The 26967-nt window shown below is 66.5% G+C and carries 25 protein-coding genes; 11 read left to right on the plus strand and 14 right to left on the minus strand.

Features of this window, described 5'->3' with window-relative positions:
* The first annotated feature begins 84 nt into the window (after positions 1-84).
* Both E5554_RS04315 and E5554_RS04320 read left to right on the plus strand, forming a co-directional pair.
* Entirely contained in the window at positions 85-381 is a 297-nt protein-coding gene (locus E5554_RS04315) for a LysR family transcriptional regulator (RefSeq protein WP_136186050.1), read from the plus strand.
* Positions 382-649: 268 nt separating this feature from the next.
* Positions 650-1051 carry a hypothetical protein gene (locus tag E5554_RS04320; RefSeq protein WP_010335475.1) on the plus strand — a complete coding sequence of 134 codons (402 nt, stop codon included), beginning with the start codon at positions 650-652 and terminating at the stop codon, positions 1049-1051.
* 28 nt (positions 1052-1079) lie between these two features.
* Here E5554_RS04320 and E5554_RS04325 read toward each other — a convergent pair whose 3' ends face one another.
* Together E5554_RS04325 and E5554_RS04330 are read right to left on the minus strand one after the other, a co-directional pair.
* Entirely contained in the window at positions 1080-1739 is a 660-nt protein-coding gene (locus E5554_RS04325; RefSeq protein ID WP_069335496.1) for a hypothetical protein, read from the minus strand.
* A gap of 141 nt (positions 1740-1880) precedes the next feature.
* Positions 1881-2324 carry a hypothetical protein gene (locus E5554_RS04330; protein WP_037508146.1) on the minus strand — a complete coding sequence of 148 codons (444 nt, stop codon included), beginning with the start codon at positions 2322-2324 and terminating at the stop codon, positions 1881-1883.
* Positions 2325-2470: 146 nt separating this feature from the next.
* On the opposite strand from E5554_RS04330, the gene E5554_RS04335 reads away from it, so the two are divergent.
* Positions 2471-3013: an Ivy family c-type lysozyme inhibitor gene (locus tag E5554_RS04335; protein ID WP_136186051.1), complete on the plus strand. Its 543-nt coding sequence runs from the start codon at positions 2471-2473 to the stop codon at positions 3011-3013.
* A gap of 40 nt (positions 3014-3053) precedes the next feature.
* Here the strand turns inward: E5554_RS04335 and E5554_RS04340 are convergent, their stop codons facing one another.
* The 4 genes from E5554_RS04340 to E5554_RS04360 all read right to left on the minus strand — a co-directional run bounded on the left by E5554_RS04340 (position 3054) and on the right by E5554_RS04360 (position 7950).
* Positions 3054-5189 carry a PKD domain-containing protein gene (locus tag E5554_RS04340; RefSeq protein ID WP_136186052.1) on the minus strand — a complete coding sequence of 712 codons (2136 nt, stop codon included), beginning with the start codon at positions 5187-5189 and terminating at the stop codon, positions 3054-3056.
* Positions 5190-5208: 19 nt separating this feature from the next.
* Positions 5209-6192: an acyl-CoA dehydrogenase family protein gene (locus E5554_RS04345; RefSeq protein WP_136186053.1), complete on the minus strand. Its 984-nt coding sequence runs from the start codon at positions 6190-6192 to the stop codon at positions 5209-5211.
* Positions 6189-7397, minus strand: a complete 1209-nt coding sequence (locus E5554_RS04350; RefSeq protein WP_136186054.1) for an acyl-CoA dehydrogenase family protein — start codon at positions 7395-7397, stop codon at positions 6189-6191. Before E5554_RS04350 ends, E5554_RS04345 begins: the two co-directional genes overlap by 4 nt.
* Positions 7398-7635: 238 nt before the next feature.
* The gene (locus tag E5554_RS04360) at positions 7636-7950 is read right to left on the minus strand and encodes a non-heme iron oxygenase ferredoxin subunit (protein ID WP_136186055.1); all 315 of its coding nucleotides are present in this window, start codon (positions 7948-7950) and stop codon (positions 7636-7638) included.
* A 140-nt stretch (positions 7951-8090) separates the two neighbouring features.
* On the opposite strand from E5554_RS04360, the gene E5554_RS04365 reads away from it, so the two are divergent.
* Both E5554_RS04365 and E5554_RS04370 read left to right on the plus strand, forming a co-directional pair.
* The gene (locus E5554_RS04365; RefSeq protein ID WP_136186056.1) at positions 8091-9236 is read left to right on the plus strand and encodes an acyl-CoA dehydrogenase family protein; all 1146 of its coding nucleotides are present in this window, start codon (positions 8091-8093) and stop codon (positions 9234-9236) included.
* Positions 9236-10150 carry an acyl-CoA dehydrogenase family protein gene (locus E5554_RS04370; protein ID WP_136186057.1) on the plus strand — a complete coding sequence of 305 codons (915 nt, stop codon included), beginning with the start codon at positions 9236-9238 and terminating at the stop codon, positions 10148-10150. The genes E5554_RS04365 and E5554_RS04370 overlap by 1 nt, the downstream gene beginning before the upstream one ends.
* A 70-nt stretch (positions 10151-10220) precedes the next feature.
* Here the strand turns inward: E5554_RS04370 and E5554_RS04375 are convergent, their stop codons facing one another.
* The 3 genes from E5554_RS04375 to E5554_RS04385 form a co-directional block, all read right to left on the minus strand.
* Positions 10221-11141, minus strand: a complete 921-nt coding sequence (locus E5554_RS04375) for a TIGR03619 family F420-dependent LLM class oxidoreductase (RefSeq protein WP_136186058.1) — start codon at positions 11139-11141, stop codon at positions 10221-10223.
* A 19-nt stretch (positions 11142-11160) separates the two neighbouring features.
* The gene (locus tag E5554_RS04380) at positions 11161-12543 is read right to left on the minus strand and encodes an aromatic ring-hydroxylating dioxygenase subunit alpha (protein WP_136188249.1); all 1383 of its coding nucleotides are present in this window, start codon (positions 12541-12543) and stop codon (positions 11161-11163) included.
* A 103-nt stretch (positions 12544-12646) separates the two neighbouring features.
* Positions 12647-13810, minus strand: coding sequence for a CoA transferase (locus tag E5554_RS04385; protein WP_136188250.1), 1164 nt, complete (start codon positions 13808-13810; stop codon positions 12647-12649).
* Between the two features lie 164 nt (positions 13811-13974).
* Here E5554_RS04385 and E5554_RS04390 point away from each other — a divergent pair, with 164 nt between their 5' ends.
* The 5 genes from E5554_RS04390 to E5554_RS04410 all read left to right on the plus strand — a co-directional run bounded on the left by E5554_RS04390 (position 13975) and on the right by E5554_RS04410 (position 19493).
* The gene (locus E5554_RS04390) at positions 13975-15141 is read left to right on the plus strand and encodes an acyl-CoA dehydrogenase family protein (protein WP_136186059.1); all 1167 of its coding nucleotides are present in this window, start codon (positions 13975-13977) and stop codon (positions 15139-15141) included.
* An 11-nt stretch (positions 15142-15152) separates the two neighbouring features.
* Positions 15153-16034 carry a CoA ester lyase gene (locus tag E5554_RS04395; RefSeq protein ID WP_136186060.1) on the plus strand — a complete coding sequence of 294 codons (882 nt, stop codon included), beginning with the start codon at positions 15153-15155 and terminating at the stop codon, positions 16032-16034.
* The gene (locus E5554_RS04400) at positions 16031-17278 is read left to right on the plus strand and encodes an acetyl-CoA hydrolase/transferase C-terminal domain-containing protein (protein ID WP_136186061.1); all 1248 of its coding nucleotides are present in this window, start codon (positions 16031-16033) and stop codon (positions 17276-17278) included. Before E5554_RS04395 ends, E5554_RS04400 begins: the two co-directional genes overlap by 4 nt.
* A complete protein-coding gene (locus E5554_RS04405) occupies positions 17278-18057 on the plus strand; it encodes an enoyl-CoA hydratase-related protein (RefSeq protein ID WP_136186062.1) in 780 nt (259 codons plus the stop codon). Before E5554_RS04400 ends, E5554_RS04405 begins: the two co-directional genes overlap by 1 nt.
* 74 nt (positions 18058-18131) lie before the next feature.
* Positions 18132-19493 (plus strand): aromatic ring-hydroxylating dioxygenase subunit alpha, encoded by a 1362-nt coding sequence (locus tag E5554_RS04410; protein ID WP_136186063.1) that lies wholly within the window; start codon positions 18132-18134, stop codon positions 19491-19493.
* Between the two features lie 166 nt (positions 19494-19659).
* Here the strand turns inward: E5554_RS04410 and E5554_RS04415 are convergent, their stop codons facing one another.
* The 3 genes from E5554_RS04415 to E5554_RS04425 all read right to left on the minus strand — a co-directional run bounded on the left by E5554_RS04415 (position 19660) and on the right by E5554_RS04425 (position 23442).
* Positions 19660-20934: an amidohydrolase family protein gene (locus tag E5554_RS04415; RefSeq protein ID WP_037508167.1), complete on the minus strand. Its 1275-nt coding sequence runs from the start codon at positions 20932-20934 to the stop codon at positions 19660-19662.
* The gene (locus E5554_RS04420) at positions 20927-21793 is read right to left on the minus strand and encodes a helix-turn-helix domain-containing protein (protein WP_004209457.1); all 867 of its coding nucleotides are present in this window, start codon (positions 21791-21793) and stop codon (positions 20927-20929) included. The genes E5554_RS04415 and E5554_RS04420 overlap by 8 nt, the downstream gene beginning before the upstream one ends.
* A gap of 77 nt (positions 21794-21870) precedes the next feature.
* Entirely contained in the window at positions 21871-23442 is a 1572-nt protein-coding gene (locus E5554_RS04425) for a fatty acid--CoA ligase family protein (protein WP_136186064.1), read from the minus strand.
* A gap of 73 nt (positions 23443-23515) precedes the next feature.
* Between E5554_RS04425 and E5554_RS04430 the strand changes: the two genes are divergently transcribed.
* Positions 23516-24463: an enoyl-CoA hydratase/isomerase family protein gene (locus E5554_RS04430; RefSeq protein ID WP_136186065.1), complete on the plus strand. Its 948-nt coding sequence runs from the start codon at positions 23516-23518 to the stop codon at positions 24461-24463.
* Here E5554_RS04430 and E5554_RS04435 read toward each other — a convergent pair.
* On the minus strand, positions 24425-25819 hold the full coding sequence (locus tag E5554_RS04435; RefSeq protein WP_136188251.1) for an amidohydrolase family protein: 1395 nt from the start codon (positions 25817-25819) through the stop codon (positions 24425-24427). The genes E5554_RS04430 and E5554_RS04435 overlap by 39 nt on opposite strands.
* Positions 25813-26967, minus strand: coding sequence for a CoA transferase (locus tag E5554_RS04440; protein ID WP_136186066.1), 1155 nt, complete (start codon positions 26965-26967; stop codon positions 25813-25815). The genes E5554_RS04435 and E5554_RS04440 overlap by 7 nt, the downstream gene beginning before the upstream one ends.

The raw sequence follows: 26967 nt of genomic DNA on the forward strand, positions 1-26967 counted from the left end.
CAAGATATCCACCATCTCGCCCCCTGACACCCCGGCGCCAATATCCCCTGTCCTACACGGCGATCCTCTGATCTACCCTGGGGAATGACACAGGACATCCCCGCTCGCCCGCCCGCGCAGCCCGCGCCGGCGCTCTTCACCCCCGCCCGCTGGACTCCGGCCCGGCAGCGAACCTTCCTGACCGCCCTCTATCAGAGCGGCAGCGTGGCGCAGGCCGCGCGCATGGTCGACATGTCGCCATCCAGCGCGCATCGCCTGCGCCGTCGCCTCGCCGGCACTGCCTTCGACCGGGACTGGAGCAACGCGCTGGCGCTGCATGCCCAGGCGATGGCCGACCCGATCGCCACCCAGCTTCGCCCGCAGGCCGCGACGCGGCGCTGAGGCATATCGGTGCAGAACAGGTGCAAAGCTGTCGCGTCACCGGGGCATCATGGACGCATCATGCGTCGCCCCGGTGGCGCGTTCTGATGCAGAGCAGGCGCGTGGGTGACGCGCGGCCGGTGCAAAACGGGCGCAAATGCCCCGGAAAGGTCGATAACGGTGTGAACTTCGGGTGTGACCCTGCGCCCTTCGTCCGTGCGGGCTTGCAGGATCGCCGAAAATATGAGAACAAATAACGAACATGATTCGTCCTCAGAGGAGGAAGTCCATGGTTCATCGTCTCGCTTCGTTATTGCCGCTGCTGCTCGCCGCGATCATCGTCGGCGCGCCCGATCCGGCAGCGGCCAAGCCCGATTTTTCTCATGTCACCTCGCGCGAACAGGCGGAGGCGCTGGTGGCGACCGGGGCGCTGGTGCGCATCTATCTCTTCCCGATCCGTCTGGGCGGGCCGAGGCGCAAGGCGAATATCAGCTATGTCCCACCCGAAGCGGGCGCCGCGCTCGACCAGATTAGCGGCACGCTACAGCGCTTCACCCGTGAGGGGCTGGTCGATCAGTTGAGGATCATACCCGAATATCGCGGCACCAGTTTCGTGCCGACGCGCATCAACATGCATGCCACCCATAGCGGGCAGGAGGGCGGCTTCCACCCGAGCATCGCGATATGGTGACGGTCGGCGCGCAGCAGGCGCCGCCGGTTCAGGCCTCCAGCATGCGCAGGGTGCGGCGCTTCTTCCAGTCGAGTACCACCTGGATGCGCATGCTCCAGCTGCCGTCCCAATCGACCGCCAGATCATGCGCGTCGAGCTGGGCGGCGATCCGCCGGCCGATGTCGAGCGCCGCCGCCTCGCCGGCTGCGCAGGCACCGTAATTGAGGTAGAGCGCCTCGCCCTCCACCGCCGCCTCGGTGTCCTGCATGTGGAAAAAGGCATAGCCCTCGGCCGGGCGGCCTTCGCCGATCGCTTCCTCGATCTCGTCCCAGATCTCGATGGCGCCGCAACTGCCGCAGCAGGTGAAATTCTGCCGCGCGATCACGCCCTCGGCCTCCAGCGCGGCAAAGGCCGCGTCCAGCCGGTCGCAATCGGTCATGTCGGGCCAGGCCTTTTCGGCGGCATTATGCTCGGCCAGCGCCTGGCGCAGCGCGGCCGATGCCTCGCGGCGCAGGGTCGGGCCGGGCAGTTCCTCGACGAATGTGTCGTGGGCGGCGGTCAGGATCGCGTCATCGTCATGAAATCCCCCGGCGACGTCGCGCCACACCTGGTCGCGCAGCGCCGCGAGCGGATCATAGGGGGGAAGGGCTGGTTCTTGCTCGGGAGCGTTGGTCTTGCCGAAGATTCGTTTCCACAATGCGCCGAACATGCGTTTGCCTGCCTCCCGCGATGCACTTTACTCCGCCCAACATGGCGTGGCTTCGGGCAAAGGAAAAGGGGGCATTTGACCCATGAATCGCGACAGCTTCACGGTCCGCCGCAGCGATGCCCCCAAATGGCCTGCCGACCCTTATGGCGCGGGTTCCAGCACCACGTCCCAATGATCCTCCGTCACCGCCATGCGCTTCGCCTCCTCGGCATCGAACGCCGCCTTGTCGGGGAACATCCGTGCCTTGGCCGCCGCCATCGCCGCCTTATATGCTTCGCCCGCGCCCACGCCGTCGGCGCCATGCTTGTAGACGATGGTGGTGCGCACGTCCCACCGCGTGCTGCCGCCCATATGAGTGAAGGGCATTTCGACGGTGACCTCGCTGATATAGCCCTGCCGCATCATCTCGCGCAGCAAGGCCTCATGCTGTTTGTGATAGGTGGTCAGGAACTGACCCATCCCGCCCCATTTGACGCGGTAGTAATTTTCCACCTTCAACGGGCCGTCGGCGGGTGCCGCGGTCTGGGCGGTGGCGGGCGCGGTGGCCAGGCTGGCGAGCAGGATTAGGGCAGGGGGGAAACGCATCGGGCAAGGGGCCTTTCGCAATCGAAGATCATCTGACCCTACAGACGGATCAGCCGCCAATTTCCGCGCCCGTGGCGCAATCGCGCTTGCTCGCTGCCGCGTCCCGCCCCACGATGGGGGCATTCTCCTCGCGCAAAGGACCGCCGATGACCCGCCACCGCCTCTGGACCGTCCTGACCCTGCCCGTCCTCCTGTCCGCCGCGCTGGCCGCCTGCAGCGGCGAAAAGAGCAGCCCGGCGGAAAATGCCGCCGACAACGCGGTCAACGCGGTCGAAAATGCCATGGCCAACGCCGCCAACGCGACCAATGCCGCCGCGCCCAGAGCCGACGCTTTCAGCCGCTATGTCGGCAGATATCCCTTCGACAAGGTCGGCGCCCATAGCTGGAACGACGATCCCGCCGTGGTCGCGGCGGTGAAGGCGGCGGTCGCGGACAAGGCGGTGCGCAAATGGGTGCTGGAAGAGGGCGGCCCGTCCTCGCCGATCACGACCGTCGACGGCAAGATCGCGGCCTGGTCGTGCGAGACCCATAATTGCGGCCCGCACCAATGGCTGACCCTGGTCGATCCGGCCAGCGGCACGGCCGAGGTCTGCTATTATGACGAGGCTGTCGATGCCCAATCGACCCGCTGGTTCAAGGGCGGCCAGGAAGAAAAACGTCCCGGCCAATGCCCTGACGTGTCGAACTGACGGGACAGGGGCGCCACATGATGCGGCGCCGCCTCTGCCGCTATTGGACGACGACCCGCACCCGACCCAGATTCTGAATGCGGGCATAGGGTGTGGCGGCGTTGCCCTTGCGCTCCGACGCGATGCGCAGCGCGGGGAAATAGGTGCCGGGCGCGGTGAAGCTGTGGCGCGTGGTCAGGGTCAGGCTGCTGCCCGAACCGCCGGGCAGCTTCGCCTTTTCGGCAAAGGCGCCGCTGCCGTCGAAATCCCATTCCGCCGACACGATCCGGCCGGCGCCCGGCGGCACGCTGATGGTCGCGCGGAAGGTCACGGGCGTGCCCGGCTTCACCACCGCCTTGGCCGCGCCATTGGCGGTGACGCTGGCGACCGGCTGGATGCCGCCGCGCGCCGCCGCATCGGCCGGCACGATCACCTGGCCATGATCGATGCGATAGGCAGTATTGGCGGGCGGAGCGACGCCCTTTTCCACCCAGGCGGACAGGTCGCGCAGCGCCTGCTCCAGCACGCCCAGATAGCTGACCGTGCGGGTCGGGTCTTCCTGCTGGCTGCTGTCGCCATGCAGCGCATGGTCGGTGAACCAGATGCGGAAATTCTGGTCGGCGCCCGCGCCCTGCGCAGCGATCACCCGCTGACGATACCAGTCGCCCTGCCACGGCATGGCTTCGCGATCCCAGAGATTTTCGACCAGGATCATCTTGCCCTGGAACTGCCCGGTCATCGGCGGCTGGCCCATCGGCTTGCCAGTGGTCGCCGCAGTGAAAAGCGGGCCGAGCAGGAAGGGGCGCTGCGGATAGAGCGGCTTGCCATCGGGCCCGCGAAACTGGTCCCAGACCGGATAGCCGGCATCGGCCGGTGGTACCTGATGCCAGTGATAGGTTTCGGCGGCGAGGAAATTGCTGTTGTCGACGCGCACCTTGTCGCCAGCCTTCAACAGGTCGACCACGGCATCGTCCACCACGCCCAGGATCACGACATCGCCGGCGATCCGGTTGATCGTCAGCCGCTTGCCCTGCGCCGCGCCCGACCCGACGATCAGGTCGCCGCCGACGAAATAGGTGGCGGGTGGCGGACTCGACAGGCGGAAGGCGACGATGCGCTGCGCCGCCCGGCCCTGCAGCGCGGCAAAGGCATTGTCGACATTGGCCGCGCCATCGGTGATGCGGGTGTCGAGCTTCAGGTCCGCCGCCTGCGCCGCGCTGATCGGCGCGGCGATGGTCGCGTCATGCTGCAACCGATAGCCGTCGAAACTCTTGGGATCATCATGGCCAAGATAGCCCGGCTTGGTCCAGAAATCGGTAAAATAGCCGGCATCGGCCATCACCATCCCGCCATAAAGGGCGGCAAAGCCATGGATGCCCATCGTCTTCCAGCCAAACCAGCTGGGCGTCGGGAAACCCATCGCCGTCACTTCGCGCAGCACCGACGCCTGCTGCGGCGTCAGCCCGGCATAGGGATCGCCCGATCCGCCCGGCTCGACCGCGTCCAATATCTGCGGGAACTTGTCATTGAGCACCCGCATCGCGCGCATCCGCACGGAGAACATGTTGGGCGGCGCCATCGGCGATCCCAGCACATAGGGGACGACGCCGTCCCACACGCCGGTCGTGTTCTCGATCGACCCGACCGTGCGGAACCCGCCGCCGCTGCCGCCAAAGGCATAGCCATAGGGGCGCTTGCCGCCGTACATCTGCTGCGCGACGACGCGCGAATAGCGGGCCGATGCCGCATTGGCGCGATAGGCGGCGATGGTGAAGTCATTGGGCTTGCCCGGCATCCCCACCTGATCGCGGCCGCCGCCATTGGTTTCGACATAATAGCCGCCCGACGCAATCGAGAAGCCGATATAATTTTCCTCGCCGTCGGTCAGCTTCTGCGCCAGATTCTCGTCGTCTGGCACCGGGGTGATGTGCTGGAAGAAGCGGCCCTGATAGTGCGCCTTGTCGGGGAAATAGAAGGAGAAACGGGTCTCCGTCCCCTTGAACCCGCCATGGACATAGCGGTGCCGCACCGGCGCATCGCGCCATTCGTCGATATCGATATAGGGCTGGGTGAAGAGCGGGTCTTCGGCTGCGGCGACCGGGGTGCTGCCCGGCTGGGCGTCGGCGCCGGTCCCTGCCGTCGCGACCAGAGCCAGTGACAGGGCTGTCATGCAGAAGGCAATAGATCGGCGCATCATCTTCTCTCCCGTGATGGTGTCAGGCCGCCGCTGCTCCCAGCGCCGCCCTGCCCGTTTGCTCGTCCCAATGATCCGCGTCGCCGCCGAGCGCGCCATTGAGCATCGCGCGCTTCAGGAACAGGTGACAGGGATGCTCCATGGTGAGGCCGATGCCGCCATGGAGCTGGATCGCCTCTTCCGCGACCAGCCGATAGACGGCGCAGGCCAGCGCCTTGAGCGCGCCCAGCGCGATGATATCGGCGTCGGCCTGCTGCGCCCGGCTCCAGAACAGGGCGTCGGCGGCGGTCAGTTGGGTCCGCATGTCGGCGACGCGATGCTTGAGCGCCTGGAACAGCGCCAGCGGCCGGTCGAACTGCTGCCGCGTTTCGAGATAGGCGACGGTCATCGCCAGCGCCGCCTCTGCGCCGCCCAGGCTGTCGCCCGCCAGGCAGAAGAGGCGCAGCGCCTCGACCCGATCGGCCAGCGCGCGAGCAGCATCGCCCTCTGCCAAGGTCAGGCCCGTGCCTTCAAGGACGACATCGAACAGGCGCCGGCTCTTGTCCCATCCGGCACGATAGGTGACGGAAACCTGCTCGGCCGGCACCAGTGCCACCCGATCGTCGGTGACGTGCAAAACATGGCTGGCGGTATCGGCATCGGGCACGCAGGTCAGCCGGTCGGCAGCGTCCAGCCCGCCCGCCAGTGACGCGGTCATCACCTCGCCCGCCATGGCGTCGGCAATCAGCGCGTCGCGCTCCGGCAGGTCATCGGCCGTCGCCAGCGCCTCGATCGTCAGCATCTGCGCCAGCACGGGGCCGGGCACCAGCGCCTTGCCCACGCCCTGATGGATGACGCCCGCCGCCTCGCGGCCGAGGCCAAGGCCGCCCAGTTCCTCCGGCACGCCCATCATCAGCCAGCCCATCTCGGCGATCAGCGCCCAGCTCTGCGCCGCATCCGGGGCCAGATCGCTCTGGCCGAAGGCCTTGTCGGCCGCATCCTGCACTTCCGCGCGGGTCATGGTCATGCCGCGCCCTCCTTCAAGGTCCAGCTTTTCGGTTCGCGCGGCATGCCGACCAGTCTTTCCGCGATGATGTTGCGTTGCACCTCGTCGCTGCCGCCGGCGATGGTCCAGGCATAGCTGTTCATGAAATCGGCCATCCAGTTGCCGGTCTCCATGCCGCCGCCAAAGGTGATCGGGCTGTGATATTGCGCGTCGATGCCGCCCAGCCGAATCCCGAGCGATGTGAAGTCCCGCAGCGTGCGGGAGTAGGACAGCTTGACGATCGATGCGTCGCCGACCCGCTCGATCCCGGCGATGCGGTTGGCGAGGAACTGGTCGGCGACGGCGCAGCTGGCATCCACCTTGGCGCTCAACCGGCCGAAGTCCCGCACTATGCCCTGATCGTCCTGCCGGCCCTGCGCGCGGATCAGGTCGGCCAGCCGCCACAGGGCGCCACGCAGCCGGGCGCTCAGTTCCAGCAGGGTCAGGCCGCGTTCGGACGAGAGGGTGGATTGCGCCACGGCCCAGCCCTGACCTTCCGCGCCCAGCCGGTCGGCGACCGGAATCTCGACATTGTCGAGGAACAGCTCGGCAAATTCCTCGTCACCGTGAATCTGATGGATCGGCCGCGCGGTGACGCCCGGCGCCTTGAGATCGAGCAGCAGATAGGTGAGGCCGGCCTGTTTCGGCCCGTCATTGCTGGTGCGCACCAGCAACAGGCATTTGTCGGCGAACTGGCCCATGGTCGACCACAGCTTCTGCCCGTTGACGACATAATGGTCGCCGACCCGCTCGGCGCGGGTGCGAACATTGGCCAGGTCCGATCCGGCATTGGGTTCGGAAAAGCCCTGGCACCAGATTTCGCCGGCCAGGATGCGCGGGATCAGCAGCGCCTGCTGCGCCTCGCTCGCCCATTCGAACAGGGTGCAGGCGGCATGATAGGTCGACATGAAAGACAGCAGCAGCCGCGGCGTGTCGGCGCGGGCCAGTTCCTCATAGAGGATCTTCTGTTCGGCAAGCGACCGGCCGCCACCGGGCCATTGGGCTGGCCAGTGCGGTACGGCATAGCCGCCCTCGACCAGCTTGGCGAACCAGTCGCGCTGGATTTGCAGGAAGGCGGCCTCGCTGCTGCTGCGGTCGCGCCAGCTCTGCGGCGCATTGTCGGCCAGCCACTGGCGCACTTCCTGCCGCAGCCTGTCGAGCGCGTCGGTCAAAGCCTGCCCCTCCATCCCGTTCCGGTTCCTCTCATGCCCGACGCTAGGCCCAATTGCGCCGCCCCCCGCAAGATGCCGACCGGCGATATCCCCAAGGCGATGGCTAGTAAGCCCTTCCTTCGATCGGACACGCAACGACGCAACCACCCCCTCCGTCATCCCGGACTTGATCCGGGATCCATTCAGCGCTCGCGCTCCACCGTAGTGCCAAATTGATCCTGACCTCCGTCAGGATGACGAAAAGGGAACAGGGCTAGATCGCCACCTCGATCATGTCGTCGACGATGCGGACCGGATAGGTGGCGATCGGTTCGCTCGCCGGGCCGGTCAGCGGCGCGCCGGTCTCCAGGTCGAACCGGGCACCATGCGCCGGGCAGGCGATCCAGCCCAGGCGAATACGACCGCAGGCGAGCGGTTCGTCGGCATGGGAACAGAGCGCGGCGATGGCGTGGATTTGCCCGTCGCTGTTGCACAACAGCATGGCCCGTCCGTCGATGGTCACGCTTTTGGTCTTGCCCAGCGGCACCTCATCCAGGGAGGCTGCCATTTTGAAATCGCGCTCGCTCATGCCCGAAAGCTGCCCAAGCCGGTGGAGCGCGGCAAGGCCCGGCCCAAGCCCATCACCGGGGCGTTCTCTTGCCCGCCGCCCTGTCGCGGCGCGCTGCTCTTAAGTATCGCATCCCTGTTCGGCAGGGGATGCGTGGACCAATGAATTTTGAATGGACGCAGAAAGAAGAGGCTTTTCGCCAGCGGTTGCGCGACTTTCTCGCCGCGACGCTGCCGCAGGATTGGGAACGTTTTTCGCAGCATGGCCCGGCTTCCCCGGCGCTGACCGACTATGCCCGCACCTTTTGCGGGCGCCTGGCCGATGAAGGCCTGCTGACCCCGCACTGGAGCAAGGAGATTGGCGGCCAGGGCCTCGATCCCTGGCACCAGACCATATTGGCCGAGGAAATGTGGATCGCGGGCGAACCGCGCGGCGGCCAATATATGAACGTCAACTGGGTCGGGCCGACATTGATCCGCTACGGCTCGGAGGCGCAGAAAGCCCAGTATTTGCCCGCCATCACCGGCGGCCGGGCGCTGTGGTGCCAGGGCTTTTCCGAACCCGGCTCCGGTTCCGACCTCGCCTCGCTGCGCACCCGCGCGACCCGCGACGGCGACGTCTATCGCGTGTCGGGGCAGAAAATCTGGACCAGCTATGCGGGCCTGGCCGACACCTGTTTCCTGGTCTGCCGCACCAGCGACGATCGCAAACAGGGCATTTCCATCCTGCTGGTGCCGATGGAAATGCCCGGTATCACCGTGCGGCAAATCCCCTCGCTGATCGGCGAAGGCGATATTCACGAAGTCTTCTTCGACGATGTCGTCGTGCCGGTTGAGGCGCGGCTGGGTGCGGAGGGCCAGGCCTGGGAAATCATCGGCTATTCGCTCACCAATGAGCGGCTCGGCATTCCCCGCTATGCCCTCGCCCGCGCCGCGCTCGACCGGGCGGTGATGCTGCTCCAGACGCAGGGCGAATTTGCCGGCGAGGCGGTGCGGATCGAGGCGGCCCATGCCGCCGCCCTGTGCGAAGCGGCACGGATGGCCAGCTATGCGATCGTCGACCGGCGCTGCCGGGGCGAGGCGATCGGCGCCGAATCCAGCTCCGCCCGTTTCGCCACGGTGATGGCCGAGCGGCGGGTATGCGAATTCATCGTCGAATATCTGCCGCAGGCACTGGCCGACGCCCACCCCTATCTCAAAATGCATCATCAGCGCGGGATCGTCGCGGGCATCGCCGCCGGCGCGGCGGAAATCCAGCTCAACATCATCGCGACCGATGTGCTCAAACTGCCGCGGGAGCCGCGCTGATGGACCTGTCCCTGACCGACGACCAGATCGCGATTCTCGACGCGATCGACACGCTGACCCGGCCCTATGCCGGCGCGACGCTGCATGAGGCCGGCTTTGCCCTGGCCAGCGAGGCGCTGGACCGTGACCTCGCCGAAGGCGGCTTCCTCGATATCGGTTTCGATCCCGACCTCGGCGCGATCAGCGCCGCCCTGGTGGTCGAGCGGCTGGCGCGCCTGCCCCAGACGGTGGAGGCGGCGGCCAGCGCCCTTATCCGCCCGCTGCTGGGTGATGCGACGCCGCGCCCGCTCTGCCTGGTGGAGGAAGGCAAGACCCATCGCCCGGTCCGCTTCCTTGCGTCGGGCGCGACGGTGCTGCTGGTCGGGCCGGACCGGGTGCGTAGCTTCGTCGCCGGCCCCGAGCATGTCCGGGCCGAGCCCGAAGCCCTCTATGCCTATCCGATGGGCAGCCTGATCGCCCAACCGAACGACCTGACCGATTATGATGTGTCGGCCAACGACATCCGCACCCGCTGGCGCGTGGCGCTGGCGGCCGAGGCGGCGGGCCTTCTCGCCGCCGCGCTCGACAGCACGACCACCTATGTCACCGATCGCCAGCAGTTCGGCCGCCCGCTCGCCACCTTCCAGGCGCTGCGCCATCGGCTGGCCGAGGCGCAGGTGCGCGCCAACGGCCTCTACTGGCTGGCGATGAAGGCGGCGGGCACGCTCGATGCCGGGGACGCAGCGCTGGCGGCGCTGCATGCGCAGGAATCGGCGCGCAGCTGCGTCTATGACTTTCACCAGTTCCTGGGCGCCATGGGCATGACGCTGGAGCATCCGCTGCACCTGTGGACCTATCGGCTCAAGGCGCTGATCGGCGATCTGGGGGGACGCGGCGGTCAGGCGCTCGCCGCCGCCGATGCGCTCTGGGGTTAGACTCCTTGAGAGAGCCTGATTCACGCCATCGGTAAAAGTGCGGCGCGCTTCCACCTCAGACGATCAGGCTCTAGCCCAGCTGGGGCTTGATCTCCTCGATCACCCAGCGGGCATAATCCTCATATTCGCTGATGCTGCGCACCGCCGGAATCGGCACCGAACTCATGGTGACGCCCAGCGTCCCGAACCAGCCGAGCCGGTCGATGATCTCGGGTGCGGTCATGCCCGGCCGGGCGCGCGGATCGTCGATCACCGCATGGCCCTCGCCGACCCGGCTGGTGGCAAAGCCGTACATCACGTCGAACGGGCGGCCGTCATAGCCGGCCTGCGACTTGATGAAGTCGATCTTGGCCGGGATATCCTCGGGTTTCGTCAGATAAGGCCACCAGCCGCTGGCATGGCGGGCGGCACGCCTGAGCACGGCGTCGGCCTCGCCACCCATCCAGATCGGCATATGCGGTTGCTGCACCGGGCGCGGGGCAAAGGCGACATCGCGGAAGGAGACGAACTCGCCCTCGAATTGCGGATCGTCGCTGGTCCACAGCTCGACGATCGCGGCGAGATATTCGTCGCACATCCGCCCGCGCTGGTGGAAGGGGACGCCGAGCAAGTCGAACTCCTGCTCCAGCCAGCCCGCGCCAAAGGTCACCATCGCCCGGCCGCCCGACAGCCAGTCGATCGTCGACAGCGCCTTGGCGGTGATCGCGGGATGCTGCAGCGGCAGGATCGCGATCGAGCTGTTGATGCGGATGCGGCTGGTGGCGCCGGCATAATAGCCCATCGCTGCATAGGCATGGAAATGATGCGGCCCCGACAGGTCGACATGGGCGCGCGGAATCAGGAAATGTTCCGGCACGCTGATCATGTCGTAACCCAGATCATCGGCCAGCTTCGCCAGCCGCGTCTGGTCCGCCCCAGTGACCGACAATTCCCAGGGCTGCATCGTCGCCTTCAGCTCGATCAGCCGGGGCATGCCGAAGGCGAATTTCATGACCCCGCCTCCCGCCGGCTCAGAAGCCCAGGTCGAGCACCGGCCCGTCGAAATTGCCGGCCAACTTCTGTGTCGCCGCGCTCAGCTTGTCCATGGGTTCATGCCGGATATAGCCGTCGATGATCCGCTGATAATTGCTGATCAGCCCTTCGATCACCTTGGACAGGCGCATGAAGTCGAAGCCCTCGGCATGCAGCCCCTTCTGCTGCAACGGGATGTTGGAATAATCCTGGCGCGGGATCATCGGGAACTGATCGCTGTCATAGGGCAGCATCACCGGTTCCATCACCACCGGCGGCTCCTGTCCTTCGGGGAAATGGGTCAGCGACCATAGCTCGAACATGCAGCTTTCCGGACCGAGCGGGCGGATGCGATAGGCCGCCATGCTGGAGAGGAAGGGCAGCAGGAAATAGTTGGGGAAGATGAATTCCACCGACTTGACCGGGGTTTCCACCGCCAGTCTGTTGAGATCGGGCGTGGGTTCGCCGCGCGCCTGCCCGGCCTGGGTCACGCAATGATTGACCATGCCGAACCAGTGCATGATTGCCTGTTGCGGGTCTTCGGGCAGTTCGACGTCGATCAGGGTGCGGGCGACGGCGACATCCTTGGCATGGCACATGCCGGCCATGCCCTCGCTCAGCAGCTGCATATGGTCGACCTGGTCGACGATATTTTCCTTCATCGACCGGTTGGGATTGATCGGCACGCCGATCCCGCCCGTGTCCATGCCGTACATCATGTTATAGAGGATCGGCACCTTCTGCTGCAGCTGCGGATGGGTGCGCATGACATGATAGCCTTCCATGAAGGCTTCCATCGCGACCTTCCAATTGGCCGGCAGCACCGTGCCGAAACACCATTCGGCGCGCATCTTGTCGGCATTATAGGCATCGAGCCCCACCGCGAGCGGGCCGAGCTGTTCACGCAGCGACGGCGCCTCATCGTCGAAATTGATGAAGACGCAGCCCATCTCGATCTCGGTGCGGCACGGGCGCAGGGCCAGATCCTGCTCGTCCAGCTGATGCTCGCTGAACATGTGCCGGCCATAGACGAAGGTGTTCTTGCCCTCGATATTCCAGCGCCAGCCATGGAAGGGACAGATGAAGCCCTTGCCCTTGCAATTGCCATGGCTGCCCTCGGTCAGCGGCACGCCGCGATGGCGGCAGGCATTATGATAGGCGCTGACCCCGTCCTTGGTCCGCACGATGATGACGGATTTGCCCAGATTGCTATATTCGATCCAGTCGCCGACCTCCGGCACCTGCTCCACGCGGCAGGCCATCTGCCAGACATGGGGCCACAATTCCTCGCATTCGCGGCGATAGAAATCCGCGTCATAATAGCGTGCCGTGGGAATGCGCTCGGGATCGCTGATTTCCAGCGGGAAGCCCGCACGCGTCATTTCAGCAGCCTCAACCATGCCATGCCTCACCCAGATTTCTTGCTTGGATGAAGTGGTAAAGGCTGGGTCGGGGAGCGCCAAGGCAGCGCCCCAACCCATCGCCCTACCGATGGACGGCCGCGCCCAGTTCGTCCAGCACCTCCCGGCTGTGTGCGCCCAGTTCCGGCGCGCCACCCGCGACTCGGCCCGGCGTCTGCGAGAACCAGGTCGGCACGCCGGGGAAGCGCACCGGCCCCTGCGGCGTCTCCACCGTCTCGAAAAAGCCGATCGCGTTGAGATGCGCATTGTCGAACAGTTCGTCCGTGGTGCGCAGCGGCGCGGCCGGGATATGCAGCGCCTCCAGCAGCTCCAGCCACTCCTGCGTCGTCCGCTCGGCAAAGGTGCCGCCGAGCAGGCCATAGACCCGGTCGATCTGCTTTGCGCGCTTGGCCAGCGTGTCGAACTCCTCGGTCGCCCAGGGCGGGTTCACCGCCGCGACGAAGGCGTTCCAATGCTTGTCATTATAGACCAGCGCGGCGACATGGCCGTCCTTGGTCGCATAGGGCTTGCGATTGCGGGCGACGACGCGGTGATAATGGGCCGGCCCCAGCGGAGGCTCGAACAGCATGCCGCTCGCATGTTCGGTCAGCATGAAGGAGGCCATGGTCTCGAACATGGAGACTTCCACCTCCTGCCCCTCGCCGGTGCGCTCGCGGTGGAACAGCGCCATCATCGTCGCATAGAGGCCAGTGAGACCCGCCACCTTGTCGGCGATGATCGTCGCCATGAAATCGGGCTTGCCGGTCATCAACTGCTGCAGGTGCGGGATGCCGCATTCGGCCTGGATCGTGTCGTCATAGGCAGGCTTGTCGCCGTCCGGCCCGCGCCGGCTATAGCCATAGCAATTGGTGTAGACGATGTCGGGCCTGATCGCCTTCACCGCCTGATAGTCGAAGCCCAGCTTGGCGATCGCCTTGCCGCGCATCGAGTGGATGAAGACGTCGGCGGTGGCGATCAGCGCGCGCAGCGTCGCCTTGTCCGCCTCCTGCCGCAGGTCCAGCACCAGGCTGCGCTTGCCGCGATTGACGTTGGTGAAGACGCCGCCCAGCTCGGGCGTCGGCCCGGCATTGATATAGCGCGTCGCATCGCCCGCCGGCGGCTCGATCTTGATCACGTCGGCGCCCATGTCGGCCATGATCTGGGTCGCATAGGGGCCGAATACCATCGCCGTCAGGTCCACCACGCGGATCCCGGCCAGCGGCCCTTTCGGCATGTGCGTCGCGTCCATCATCCTCTCCCCTTCACTGCCTTCGGGCTAGGCCAAGGGCGCGGCGAAATCCACGCGCAACCCCTTCGCCCCACCGATATGTGGGGCCGCCCGATTGTGCGCGCGGGAGGCCGGATGATACCCGCAGGCGATCATCCAGACGCCAGCAGAAGGCCCCCAGAGACGTGGATTTTGCCCTGACCGAAGACCAGAGGAACATCCGCGACGCGGTGTTCCAGCTCTGTGCCCAGTTCCCCGACGATTATTGGCTGGAACGGGACAAGGACGCCGTCTTCCCGTTCGATTTCCACCGGGCGATGGCGGACGCCGGCTGGCTGGGCATCGCCATGCCCGAAGCCACCGGCGGCGCGGGCCTCGGCATTGCCGAAGCGGCGATCATGGTGCAGGCGGTGGCGGAAGCGGGCGGCGGCATGACGGCGGCGTCCAGCATCCACGGCCCGGTCTTCAGCCTGGAGCCGATCGCCCTGTTCGGCACGGCGGAGCAGCAGCAGCGCATGATCCCGCCGATCATCTCGGGCGCGGAGAAGATGTGCTTTGCCGTGACCGAGCCCAATACCGGGCTCGACACCACCAAGCTCAAGACCAGAGCCGAACGGGTCGAGGGCGGCTACCGCGTCAATGGCGAGAAGATCTGGATCACCAACGCCCATGTCGCCGACCGGATGATGTTGCTTGCTCGCACCACGCCGCTCGATGAAGTGAAGAACAAGACGCAGGGCCTGTCGCTCTTCTTCACCAAACTGGATCGCAGCAAGATCGAGCATCAGCTGATCCCCAAGATGGGCCGCCACGCGGTCGGCTCCAACATGCTGTTCATCAACGACCTCTTCATCCCCGAGGAGGATCGGATCGGCGAGGAGGGGCAGGGCTTCAGGATCATCCTCAAGGGGCTGAACCCGGAACGCATCTTGCTCGGCGCCGAAGCGATCGGCATCGGCCGCAACGCGATCCAGCGCGCCGCCCGCTATGCCCGCGAACGCATCGTCTTCGACCGGCCGATCGGCATGAATCAGGGCATTCAGCATCCGCTCGCCAAATGCTGGATGCAGCTGGAGGCGGCCAACCTGATGGTGATGAAGGCGGCCACCCTGTTCGACAAGGGCGAGGAATGCGGCGTGGAGGCGAACAGCGGCAAATATCTCGCCGCCGAATCCGCGTTCGAGGCCTGCCATACCGCGATGCTGACCCTGGGCGGCATGGGCTATGCCCAGGAATATCATGTCGAACGGCTGCTGCGCGAAGTGCTGATCCCGCGCACCGCCCCGGTCAGCCCCCACATGATCCTCAATTTCATCGCCGAAAAGGTGCTGGAATTGCCCAAATCCTATTGAGGCGAGAGACGATGACGCTGCCGATCAAGATGCGCTCCTGGCTGTTCGCGCCGGGCGACAGCGAGAAGAAGATGGCCAAGGCGGCGGACAGCGCCGCCGATATCGCGCTGTTCGACCTGGAGGATGCCGTCGCGACCGAGAACAAGGCGATCGCCCGCCAGATGGTGCATGATTTCCTCGCCGCCAGGCCGGAAGGGCGCGAGCGGCTCTGGGTCCGGGTCAATCCGCTCGACGGCCCCTATACGCTCGACGATCTCGCCGCGATCATGCCGGCGCGGCCGGGCGGCATCATGCTGCCCAAAGTCTATGGCCGGCAGGATGTCGAATTGCTCGACCATTATCTGACCGCGTTCGAGGCCGCGAATGGCATCGCACGCGGATCGACCCCGCTGATCGTGCTGGTCACCGAAACGGCCGAGGCGATGTTCCACACCGGCGATTACAAGGGCGCGCCGCGCGTGGTGGCACTGACCTGGGGCGCGGAGGATCTGGCCGACTCGATCGGCGCCAGTTCCAACCGCAATGCCGATGGCAGCTATGGCTTCACCTATGAACTGGCGCGCTCCATGTGCCTGCTCGGCGCCGCCACCGCCGGCGTCACCGCGATCGAGACGATCCAGGGCGACTTCCGCGACCTCGACGGGCTGAAGGCGCGCGCCGAAAAGGTCCGGCGCGACGGCTATCGCGGCATGCTGGCGATCCACCCGGTGCAGGTCGATGTCATTAACGCGGCCTTCACCCCGACCGAAGAGGAGATTGCCGAGGCGCAGGCGATCGTCGACATCTTCGCCGCCAATCCCGGCGTCGGCGCGATCGGCTACAAGGGCGGGATGCTCGACCGGCCCTATCTCAGCCGCGCCGAACAATTGCTGCGCCAGGTCGGGGCCTTGTGATCGACCTCACCCCCTATCTGCGGCGCGGCGACCGCATCGTCTTTGGCCAGGCCTGCGGCGAGCCGGTCAGCTTGGTCAGCGCGCTGATCGAACAGGGCGCGCGGATCGGCGACCTGTCCGCCTTCATCGCCACCAGCTTCTCAGGCCTGTTCACGCCCGAAAGCGCCGACAGTTTCCGCCTTTCCTCGATGGGCGCGATCGGCGCGCTCCGGTCGATGACGAAAGCCGGCAAGCTGCAGGTCATCCCCGTCCATGTCAGCCAGGTCGCGCCGATGATCACGGCCGGCATCATCGGCTGCGACGTGGCGATGATCCAGCTCAGCCCGGCCGACGCCGAGGGCAATCATAGCTGTGGCCTGATCGGCGACTATGTCCGCGCAGCCATGGACAAGGCGCGGGTGGTGATTGCGGAGATCAACGAAGCCGTGCCCTATGTGCCGGGCGAGCTGATCCCGGCCTCGGCCATCGACGTCGCCATTCCCGTGACGCGCCCGCCGGTCGAGGTGGCGCCTGCGACAATCAGCGCCACCGACGAGGCGATCGCCCGCCACTGCGCCGCCTATATCGGCGACGGATCGGTGATCCAGACCGGGGTCGGCGCGGTGCCCGACGCGATATTGCGTCTGCTGGGCGACCGGCGCGACCTGGGCGTCCATTCGGGCATGCTGGGCGACGGGCTGGTGGACCTCGCCGAGGCCGGCGTGCTGACCAACGCCCGCAAGGAAATCGACACCGGCGTCTCGATCAACGGCGCGCTGATCGGCACCCGCCGCCTCTATGACTGGGCGCACAACAACCCGGCCATCCGCATGTGCGCGACCAGTTACACCCATGACGCTGCGGTCCTCGGTCGGCTCTCGCGCCTCGTCACCATCAACAGCGCGCTGGAGGTGGACCTCACCGGCCAGGTCAATGCCGAACAGTCGGGCGCGGCCTATCTCGGCGGCACCGGCGGCCAGGTCGATTTCGTCCGCGCCGGCGCCCGCTCGCCCGGCGGCTGCTCGATCATCGCGCTCTCCGCCTCGGCCAAGGGCGGCAGTTTGAGCAAGATCGTGCCAGCCTTGTCCGGCCCCGTCACAACCGCGCGCAGCGATGTCGACATCATCGTCACCGAATATGGCGCGGCGGAGCTGAAAGGGCAGACACTCGCCGAACGCACCCGCCGCCTGATCGCCATCGCCGATCCCACCTTCCGCGAGGAGCTGGAGCGGGCGGCCCATATCATCCAGCAGAGGGGGTATTGATGCCCGACGCTTCAACCGACGCGGTTCTGTTCGAGGCGCGGCCCGACGGCATCGCCATCCTCACCATCAACCGCCCCGACCAGCGCAATGCCCTGGGCCGCGACGTGCGCGAGGGGCTGCGCGCCGCCTGGGACCGATTCGAGACTGATCCGGCGCTGCGCGTCGCTATCCTGACCGGCGCGGGGGACAAGGCCTTCTGCGCGGGCGGCGACCTCAAGGAAATGGTCGACACCGGCATGGCCGTGCCGCCGCGCGCCATGTTCCCGCTGCCCTATGACAGCATCGAACTCAGCAAGCCGACGATCGCGGCGGTGAATGGCGTCGCCTTTGCCGGCGGCTGGATGATCGCCCAGGCCTGCGACCTGTGCGTTGCCAGCACGGCCGCGCGCTTCGCCATTACCGAGGTGAAGGTGGGGCGCAGCTCGCCCTGGGCCGCGCCGCTCATTCACATGATCCCGCAGCGGATCATGATGGAGATCATCCTGACCGGAAAGCCGATCACCGCCCAGCGCGCCTACGAGATCGGCCTGGTCAATCGCCTGGCCGAGCCCGAGGCGCTGATTCAGGCCGCGCTCGATCTGGCGGCGGAGATATTGGAGGGCGCGCCCTTGTCGGTGAAGGCCGGGCGCGACACGGTGATGCTGGCGACCGAGATGGGCCGCGCTGCCGCGCTGCAGGCCGCCCGCGCCGCCTCAGAATATACCTATAACAGCAAGGACGCGCAGGAAGGACCGCGCGCCTTTGCCGAAAAACGCACGCCGCAATGGACCGGGCGCTGAGCCCGACTGTCTGAAATCGTCAAGTCCGGGTGACGCGGGCATGGCAAAAGGGTGAAGTGGAGAAGGAATAGGCCATGAACGAGATCAGCAGCATCGGCACGCCCGGCGAGGATCTGATCGAGCCGGTCATCGTCCCGGTCGAAGCCTATGTGTCCAAGGACTATGCCCGCGCCGAGCAGGAGCGGCTATGGCGCAAGGTCTGGCTGCAGGCGGCCCGGCTGGAGGATATTCCGAATGTCGGCGATTTCGTCACCTATGACATTCTCGAAGATTCGGTCATCATCATGCGCACCGGGCCGGATGAGCTGAGCGCCTATCATAATGTCTGCCCGCATCGCGGCCGCCGCCTGATCGATACGCCCGCAGGTCAGCGCAACGCGCGCGGCAATCGCAAGTCGATCATCTGTGGCTTCCATGGCTGGACCTTCGACCGGCAGGGACAATGCACCTTCGCCAACCATGCCGATGACTGGCAGGGCAAGCTGACGGCGCAGCGCACCGCGCTCGGCAAGGTCAGCGTCGATAGTTGGGGTGGCTGGGCCTGGATTAATCTCGATCCCGATTGCGGCCCGCTCACCGATTATCTGGGCGTGGTGCCCGACATGCTCGATCCCTTCGGCCTCCAGAATATGCGCTATCGCTGGCGCAAATGGATCATCTTCGACTGCAACTGGAAGGTCGCGATGGAGGCGTTCAGCGAGACCTATCATGTCCAGACCACCCATCCCGAATTCAACGCCTTTGGCGAATTTCGCGGCTGGGCGCGCAAACATGGGCTGCACACCAATATCGGCTATGAAGCGCCCAAGAATATGGACGAGAACCAAGCCAAGCTGCGCATCGGATCGGGCGAAGACCCGCGCCTGTCGACCGCGGAAATGCAGCTTTTCACCTGGGAAAATGCCAATACCAACACCACCATGACATTGGTCGCCGCCGCCCAGCGGCTGAAGGACGAACTGCCCGAGGGCACCCCCGCGCCGCAGGTGCTGCAGCACTGGCTCGCCACCGCGCGTGCCGATGATGAGAAGCGCGGCGTCTTCTGGCCGGTGGTCGAACCCGCCCATACCGCCAAGAGCGGCACCGCCTGGCAGATCTTCCCCAATTTCCAGATCGGCCATGCCGTCAACAATATGCTCTGCTATTCGGCCCGCCCCTATGGCGCGGACCCGGACAAGTGCATTTTCGAGGCGGCGGTCTATGAGCTTTTCCCGGACGCGGAAACGCCCGCCACCGAATGGGAATATACCAAGGCGGAGCAATGGCCGCCGGTGCTGCAACAGGATTTTACCAATATGCAGGCGGTGCAGCAGGGCATGAAGAATGTCGGCTTCCGCGGCACCCAGCCCAACCCCTATATGGAGCGGGCGGTGGCCAGCCTCCATTACAACCTGTCCCGCTACATGGGGACTGGCGCACCAAAGCCGCTGGACTGACCGACATTGCCGCGATCATGGCCCTTCGCCGCCGATCATCTGTCTGGCGGCGGAGCGCTTTCGCGTCTCCATTTTCACCAATGACTGTCTTCGACGACCGCCCTCCAATGGAAAGGGGCGCTCCCGGCAGGAGCGCCCCTTTCCGTTTTTATCCGGATTGCGCCCCTCAGAAAGGCAGCTTGTAGAGGTTCACCGCATTGTCCTGCAGCACCTTCTTCTTCACTGCAAAGTCATAGCCGCCCAGCACATCGGTCAGATGCGCCTGCACGCCCGGATAGAGCGAGGTCGGGTGCGGGAAGTCGGTTTCGAACATGACCTTGTCGACGCCGATCGTTTCCAGCAGCAGCTTGGGCGCGACCTTCTCGAACCAGAAGGTGACCCAGAAATGGTCGCGGAAATATTCCCAAGGCCGCTTGTTGAGCAGGCCGACCTTGCTCGGCAGCATTTCGTCGAACTGATGCTCCAGCGCCTCGATCGCGAAGGGCACCCAGCCCGCGCCGCTCTCGATCAGGCCGATCTTCAGCTTGGGATGACGGTCGAGCCGGCCCGATACCATCCAGTTGCCCAGCGTCGCGGCATTGCCGATCGAGAACATGGTGGCGACCACCGACAGCGTCTGTTCAAAGCCGAAGCCGTCCCAGGTCAGCGTATTGGGGTCGATCGCCGCATTGAGATGGAAATTGAGCGGCAGGCCTTCGGCCTCGCACATTTCCAGGAAGGGCGTCCAATAATCATGCAGGAAGCTCGGCACGCCGACGCGCTCGGGCGTATCGGGCAGCACGAAGCCGCGCAGGCCCATGTCGACGCAGCGCCGCGCTTCGGCCTCCATCGCCTTCTGGTCCCAGAAGGGCAGATGGGCCATGTTGAAGATGCGTTCGCCCGACACCTGCTGATATTCGGCCGATGCGTCATTATACATCTGGATGATCGCGACCGCGAGGTCGGGGTCGCCCAGCGACATCAGCGATCCGGCCTGGGTCACACCCGAATTCTGAAAGCCGATCTGGGCATAGATGCCCATATCGTCCATCGCCTGCAGCCGTTCCTTGATCAGATGGCCACCCGGATGCGCCTGCGCCAGCTTGGGGAAGGCCAGGCGGCCGAGCAGCTTGTTATTGTCGGCGCGGATGACGTTGCCGCCCATCGATCCGAAATTGCGGTCGCCCACATACCAGCGTTCGACCCCGTCGGCGTCCTGCTTCACATAGGGCACCTTGGCCTTGTACTTGGCCGGCGCGCGCGAGGTGAAGAGGTCGGGCGCTTCGGTGATATGGGTGTCGGTGTCGACAATCTTGATGCCGGCCAGCGACGGGTCGAGCCCGCCCGACTGGGTGCTATAGTCGACCTCGCGGATGACGCCGCCTTCGGTATAGCCTTCGGCCGACCAATATTTGCGCGCGGCCTGGGCGTCGGCGACGTCCTTGTCCTTCACATCAGCCATGCTTCACCTCCAGCGCACCCTGCCAGCTGGCGGATTCGAAGATCGGCTGGACGGAGGCGGCCGGCGACTGTTCCTCGACCGAACGGCGGACCGCTTCGCTGAGCGTGCGCTGCAGGCCGGCGGCATCGATCTGGTCGGACGGTTCATAGACGAAACCGATCGCCAGCGGCTGGCCGTCGGGCATGTGGGGCAGCAGCATCGCAGTGACGTCGGCGATCGAGCCAAAGCCGGCAAAGCCGCTGATATGCCCCTCGTCCCGGCAGCGCTGCACCTGGCCGGCGACATCGGCGAAGACGAACTTGCGCTCCTGCGGCGCTTCGGCATTGAGGCGGCGGATCAGGCCGTCGCGGCGCGGCTGCTGCACGGTCGACAGCATCAGCAGACCAGCGGCGGAGTCGGTCAGCCGTTCCTGGCGGCCACCGGCCAGGCCGTTATTGGCCGAGGTGCGCAGCGCCTTCTTGCCAGCGCGCCAGTGAACGATCTGGATGTTGAGGCCGACCATGCCGAACACGGCAATGCCAAGGCCCGTCTGGGCCGACAGGCGATCGATCAGGCCGTTGAGGACGCCATCGCGCACCATGCGCGGCTGGATCGCGGCACCCAGCATCGCAGCGCGCGGGGTCGGCGAATAGGCGCGCGAACCCGGATCCTTGTGGAGCAGGCCCAGGTCGACCAGGCTCGACAGCAATTCGGACGTGCTCGACTGCGGGCGGTCGAAGCGGCGGACAATGTCCATCACCGTCGCCTGCGGGTGATCCTCGTCGAAAAATTCCAGCACCTCGACCACGCGCTTGGCGATCTTCGCCTTGTTGGACTCGGTCTTGGCTACCCTCGGCTTATGGGACTCGATCAGAGCCATGGTTCCTCTCCTTCGTTATTGAACATGGTTGTTCACTAACGCCGGGAGGCTGTCAACAAAAAATGAGATGCCCTCGTTTATGTGATATTCTCTGTCTCATTCTCCGTTTTCGGCGACATATTCGCAAACAGCGCCTGCAGCGCGCGGCGATCGGTCTTGAGCGAGGGCGTGCGCGGCAAGTCCCTGACGAACAGCCATTTTACCGGAACATGGGTGGCAGGAAGATGCTGGCGCACATGCGTTTCCAATGCTGCGATCGCAGGTGCAGCAAAATCGGCACGCAGCCGGATGGCGGCCGCCGGCACTTGCCCCAACCGGTGGTCCGCCATGCCTGTCACCGCCGCTTCGGCGACGGCCGGGTGCAGCATCAGGGCGCGTTCGATCGACTCGGGCAGCAATTTGAAGCCGCCGCGGATGATCGCCCCGTCCGCCCGGCCGCGCAGGAACAGGAAATCATCGGCATCGATCAGCGCGATGTCCGACGTGCGAATCCAGTCCGGTCCGATTCGCGGCGCAATGACTTCCAGCAGACCTTCACTGTTGGGCGGCAACGGGATGCCGCTGTCTGGACCGACGATGCGCAACTGTGCGCCCGGCATGGCGCGGCCGACCGACCCGATCTTGCGAGATCCCCATTCGGCATGAAGCGCGGCGGTCATCGACGCTACCGGGCCGGCGAACTCGGTGGCGCCATAAGAGAGCAGGATAGGAATGCCGTAGCGCGCCTCGAACGCCTGTTGCACGCCGGGATCGAGCGGCGCCGCGCCGCAGCCGATTGCGCGCAGGGAAGCGAGGTCATCGACCGGTAAGTCGGCATCCAGCACCGCCTGCACGCTGGCCGGCGGCAGGCCGCCATGGCTGGGCCGCCAGCGCCGCACATGGGCATGCCAGGCGGTGAGCGAGAAGCGCTCCAGCAGCTCGACCCGCTGCCCGCGCAGCAGCATCGGCAGCGTCGAATAGAGGCCGGTGATGTTGCCGAGCGGGAAATAGAGGAGGAAGGGCGGTGCGGCCTGGGGATCGTCCGCCTGCTGCCGGGTCAGCGGGGTCGAGAGGAAATGCCGTTCCAGCAGGGCATAGGGCACGGCAAAGCTTTTCGGCGGGCCGGTGGTGCCGCTGGTCAAAATCTCGATTTGTGGAGCGGCCGGGCCCTGACGCTGCTGAACTTCTGGCGAGGCATATTCATGACCCGGCAGCGCAGCCGCGGCCATGCCGTCGATCGCGACTGCCGCGATGCCTTCCGTCGCCAGCACGGCCCGGATCTCCGGCCCGATATCCTCGGCAAAGGCGACCAGCGCGGCGGGGGCCATCCGCGTCAGGTCGCGGGCGATCGCGGCGTCCGACTGAAAGGCATAGATCATGCGGATCGTCCGCCCCTGCGCAATCAGGCCCAGCAGCGCGGCGAGCGCCGCCGGCCGATTGCGCGCGACGAAGGCGACCGGGGCGTCCGGGGCAATGCCGCTCGCATCCAGTGCCGCATCGATCTCTTCGGCTACCGCATGCAGCGCTCCCCAAGCGATCCATTCGCCCTCATAAAGGATCGCTGCCTGATCGGCGGGCCGTTGCAGGGCGGCGGTGGCGAGCGCGCGCAGACTGGGGTGATCCGTCTCCATGGCGCGATATTGCGGCAGGGCGCGGCGCTGGTCAGCCATTGTCCGCAACGCCCTGGCGATCAATGCTGCGTCCGCCTTTGCCGCGCTTCGGCCCGGTCCTACCCTGCCACCCATGCCCGGCCCTGCCGCCCTGATCGACCCCGATGGCCTGACGCTGCCCTGGACCGGGGATGCGCAGCCCTATGGGCTGGTCGATCTCGACCGGGCGCCGCGAACCGATGCGCCGTTGCATCTGCCGCCCTTTCCCTTGTTGGGGATCGGCGACCCGAGCCATCCGCTTGCGTCGCGGCTTGATGCGCTGGTCGAACTGCCGGTGTCGCTCGGTGCGATCACGCAGCAGATCGTGGCGCAGCCGGAAGCGGCGCGGGTGCTGGTGCAATTGTTGCGGCTGATCCACGGGCTGGACCCGGCCCAGGCGCTGGTCGCGGAATCGCTTGCTTATGGTCTGCTTCAGGGCAGTGCCGGCCATGCCCGCTGGCTGGCCGCGCAAATGCCCGCGCCTGTGCAGTCGCCCGGCACCATCAAGGTGGATCGGGACGGCGACCGGCTGTCGATCCTGATCGATCGGCCCAATGCCCATAATGCCATCGACCGCGATCTGCGCGACGGGCTGCGCGCGGCGTTCGACATTGCCGCGCTCGATCCCGATATCAGCCATGTCAGCCTGCGCGGCGCGGGCCGCAGCTTCTGCACCGGCGCGGACCTCAGTGAATTTGGCACCACGCGCGATCCGGCAACCACACATGACATCCGGATGCAGACGCTGCCGGCCCACGCGCTGCTGCGCTGCGCCGATCGGCTGACGGTCCATGTCCAGGGCGGCTGCGTCGGCTCTGGCCTCGAAATGGCGGCCTTTGCCGGGCAGATCACAGCCAGCGCCGACGCCTGGTTCCATCTGCCCGAACTGGCGATGGGAATCATCCCCGGCGCCGGCGGCTGCGTCTCGCTCAGCCGGCGGATCGGGCGTCAGCGTGCCGCGCTGATGATCCTGTCGGGTAAGCGGATCAACGCCCGCACGGCGCTAGGCTGGGGTCTGGTCGACATGATCATGGACGACTGATCCGGCGATCCACGTCATCGCCACATCCTGCGCCCGCAGGCGGTCCCGCGCCTGCGTCCAGGGACGATCCAGCAGGCACAGGTCGGCCGGTGCGCCGACGGCGAGGGCCCGCTGTTGGCGCAGGTCCAGCGGATCGGCGAGATAGAGGGCCAGCGCCGCTTCCGGCGTCAGCGCCTCGTCCCGCCCGATCACCGCGCCGCTCTCCGTCCTGCGCGCCACCGCCGCGCGCATCGCCGCCCAGGGATCGGCGACGCCATAGGGCGCGTCGCTGCCCGCCGCCAGCACCAGCTCGGCGCGGGCAAAGGCGCCCAGGCGATAGAGCAAGGGCCGTTCGCGCGGTTCGACATCGCGCAGATACTGATCGCCGCGCTCGGCGATGAAATGCGGCTGGCTCACCACCTGCACGCCCAATTCGATCATCTGCTCCAGCAGCACATCGGGGGTGACGCCGGCATGCTCGATCCGGTCGCCCGGCCGCGCGCCGGCCTGAGCCAGCGCGGCGAGGGTGAAGACCAGTTCGGTCTCGGTCGTGCAATGGCTGGCGATCGCTCGCCCCTGGTCGTGCGCGGCGCGCAGGAAGGCGACGCACTGGTCGAAGTCGGGCAGGGCATTTTCATGCAGGTGCAGCTTGGCCGGGCCGACCGAGATGCCGGGCGGGGGCGCCGAGTCCCCCAATGCGAGCGTGCCGGCGGCAACCAGATGCTGCGGCAGGCGACCGGCCGCCCGCTCGGCGGCGAAATAGCGCAGGCTTGCGCCGTCATTGCCCGGCGACATGTCGGTAACGCCGGTGACGCCATGGCGGGCCAGTTCGCGCCCCACCGCGTCCAGCGCCGGCGGCGTGCCGCCCAGTACCCGGCGCAGCCAGCCATCCTCGTCGAACAAGCGTCCGGTCCAGCGCCCGTCGATCCGCTCCAGCCCCGGCGGCGGGGCGTCCAGTGCCAGCAGCAGATCCAATGCCCGGCTGTTGAGCAGCCACATGCGCCCCGACCGATGCTGGATGCGCACCGGTCGCTCGGCCTGCCAACGGTCGATCGTCAACGCATCGGGCAGGCCGGCGACGCTTTCATGATAGCCGATGCCGCGCAGCCAGCCCTCGCCCGGCTGCGCCAGCGCGGCGGTCAGATCGGCTTCGCTGGTCACGGCCGGTGATCCGCAGGGCAGGGAGGCGCGGGCGACGGCATGGGCCGCAAGATGGATATGATGATCGTGCAGGCCGGGCAGCAAGGCGCCGCCACTGGCATCGATCACAGGCTCGCCGGGCAGGGGGGCAAGTGCGCCGATCGCCGCGATTCGTCCCTCGGCGATGCGCAGATCGGCCCGGCCCTTGCCCCATAGTTCGGCGTCGCGGATCAGCATAGCCAAGCCCCATTATCCTGCCCCAGCGCCGCGACCGGTCCCGTGGTTCGCTGTGCAACGCCGGGGAAGGAGGCGCCCTCGGCCGCGGCCCAGCGTTGCAGTGTCGCGGTGAAGCCCGCTGCGTCTTGCGCCCGTTCCCAGTCAATCGCCTCGGCCACCACGGCGCTCATCGACAGCAGCAGATGCGCACCCATGCCTTCATGCCACTGTGCCAGCGCGCGGTGCGCAGCATGGATTCCGGTCAATGGGTCGGCGCAGGCATCGCCGCCAAAGCCGATCCGCCCGCTTGCCTGCCGCAATGCGGCGCTGAGGGCCCCGGCGACGCTGCAATCATCGCCAAAGCCGATCCAGTGGGCGGCGTCGCCCTCCGCGCCATGGCCGGTGATCGTCACCCAGACCAGCCCCGGCACCGCACGCACCAGCGCATCGGCATCGATCCCCAGTTGCGCCAGCGCGCGCGGCCGGGCGGCGGCGATCACCATGTCGGCACGGCGGATCAGCGCGATCAGCGCCGCCCGATCCTCCGCGTTGCGCAGGTCGATCGCGACATTGGCCTTGTGCTGGTTCAGCCGCGCGAACAGCAGCGGATCGCCCGCGCGCATCCGGTCGGGCCGGTTGCGGCTCTCCACCTTGATGACTTGCGCGCCCGCCAGCCCGAGCAGATGCCCGGCCAGCGGCCCGGCCCAGAGCGCCGACAGGTCGATCACCAGCGGCGGCCCGTCGCGCATCGGCCGCTCACCCCCTGTCACCATCAGGCGACAGGCCGGGCTGGCCGGCACCTCGTCGATCGCAGCGATCGCAAGGCCCAGTTGCCGCCCCTGTATCACGATCGCGCTGGTCTGTGCAGTAGCGAAGCCTGTGACAATATCGCTGTCACTTTCGATGCCAGCATCACCGAACAGGGCCGGCATCAGGTCCCGGTCGTCGGCCCGCGCCAGGGTCAGCGCGACCTGTCCGTCGATCGCGTCATAAAGCCGGCATCCCCCCCCGGCCGAGCGCCGACCCGGTATCGAAAAACCATTCAGCGCCGCCCGCTCGCCCAGCAGTTGCGCGCCGCTCAAACCCGCCAGCGCCGGCGTTCCCGCCAGCGCCCGGATCGCCTCCAACTGCGCCTCGGCCCAGCCGGCAAGCGGCAGGGCGAGAGCCAT

The sequence above is a fragment of the Sphingobium sp. PAMC28499 genome, assembly GCF_004795815.1.
In the GTDB taxonomy this organism is placed as follows: Bacteria; Pseudomonadota; Alphaproteobacteria; order Sphingomonadales; family Sphingomonadaceae; genus Sphingobium; species Sphingobium yanoikuyae.

Excerpts from the sequence above, each read along its gene's own strand:
- E5554_RS04420 (WP_004209457.1), bottom strand. The coding sequence starts at position 21,793 with ATGGCTCTGATCGAGTCCCATAAGCCGAGGGTAGCCAAGACCGAGTCC.
- E5554_RS04320 (WP_010335475.1), top strand. The coding sequence starts at position 650 with ATGGTTCATCGTCTCGCTTCGTTATTGCCGCTGCTGCTCGCCGCGATC.
- E5554_RS04385 (WP_136188250.1), bottom strand. The coding sequence starts at position 13,810 with ATGGACGCGACGCACATGCCGAAAGGGCCGCTGGCCGGGATCCGCGTG.
- E5554_RS04435 (WP_136188251.1), bottom strand. The coding sequence starts at position 25,819 with ATGCTGATCCGCGACGCCGAACTATGGGGCAAGGGCCGGGCCGATCTG.
- E5554_RS04365 (WP_136186056.1), top strand. The coding sequence starts at position 8,091 with ATGAATTTTGAATGGACGCAGAAAGAAGAGGCTTTTCGCCAGCGGTTG.
- E5554_RS04335 (WP_136186051.1), top strand. The coding sequence starts at position 2,471 with ATGACCCGCCACCGCCTCTGGACCGTCCTGACCCTGCCCGTCCTCCTG.
- E5554_RS04395 (WP_136186060.1), top strand. The coding sequence starts at position 15,153 with ATGACGCTGCCGATCAAGATGCGCTCCTGGCTGTTCGCGCCGGGCGAC.
- E5554_RS04370 (WP_136186057.1), top strand. The coding sequence starts at position 9,236 with ATGGACCTGTCCCTGACCGACGACCAGATCGCGATTCTCGACGCGATC.
- E5554_RS04425 (WP_136186064.1), bottom strand. The coding sequence starts at position 23,442 with ATGGCTGACCAGCGCCGCGCCCTGCCGCAATATCGCGCCATGGAGACG.
- E5554_RS04360 (WP_136186055.1), bottom strand. The coding sequence starts at position 7,950 with ATGAGCGAGCGCGATTTCAAAATGGCAGCCTCCCTGGATGAGGTGCCG.
- E5554_RS04315 (WP_136186050.1), top strand. The coding sequence starts at position 85 with ATGACACAGGACATCCCCGCTCGCCCGCCCGCGCAGCCCGCGCCGGCG.
- E5554_RS04440 (WP_136186066.1), bottom strand. The coding sequence starts at position 26,967 with ATGGCTCTCGCCCTGCCGCTTGCCGGCTGGGCCGAGGCGCAGTTGGAG.
- E5554_RS04340 (WP_136186052.1), bottom strand. The coding sequence starts at position 5,189 with ATGATGCGCCGATCTATTGCCTTCTGCATGACAGCCCTGTCACTGGCT.
- E5554_RS04410 (WP_136186063.1), top strand. The coding sequence starts at position 18,132 with ATGAACGAGATCAGCAGCATCGGCACGCCCGGCGAGGATCTGATCGAG.
- E5554_RS04350 (WP_136186054.1), bottom strand. The coding sequence starts at position 7,397 with ATGGAGGGGCAGGCTTTGACCGACGCGCTCGACAGGCTGCGGCAGGAA.
- E5554_RS04415 (WP_037508167.1), bottom strand. The coding sequence starts at position 20,934 with ATGGCTGATGTGAAGGACAAGGACGTCGCCGACGCCCAGGCCGCGCGC.
- E5554_RS04325 (WP_069335496.1), bottom strand. The coding sequence starts at position 1,739 with ATGTTCGGCGCATTGTGGAAACGAATCTTCGGCAAGACCAACGCTCCC.
- E5554_RS04375 (WP_136186058.1), bottom strand. The coding sequence starts at position 11,141 with ATGAAATTCGCCTTCGGCATGCCCCGGCTGATCGAGCTGAAGGCGACG.
- E5554_RS04430 (WP_136186065.1), top strand. The coding sequence starts at position 23,516 with ATGCCCGGCCCTGCCGCCCTGATCGACCCCGATGGCCTGACGCTGCCC.
- E5554_RS04380 (WP_136188249.1), bottom strand. The coding sequence starts at position 12,543 with ATGACGCGTGCGGGCTTCCCGCTGGAAATCAGCGATCCCGAGCGCATT.
- E5554_RS04345 (WP_136186053.1), bottom strand. The coding sequence starts at position 6,192 with ATGACCATGACCCGCGCGGAAGTGCAGGATGCGGCCGACAAGGCCTTC.
- E5554_RS04330 (WP_037508146.1), bottom strand. The coding sequence starts at position 2,324 with ATGCGTTTCCCCCCTGCCCTAATCCTGCTCGCCAGCCTGGCCACCGCG.
- E5554_RS04405 (WP_136186062.1), top strand. The coding sequence starts at position 17,278 with ATGCCCGACGCTTCAACCGACGCGGTTCTGTTCGAGGCGCGGCCCGAC.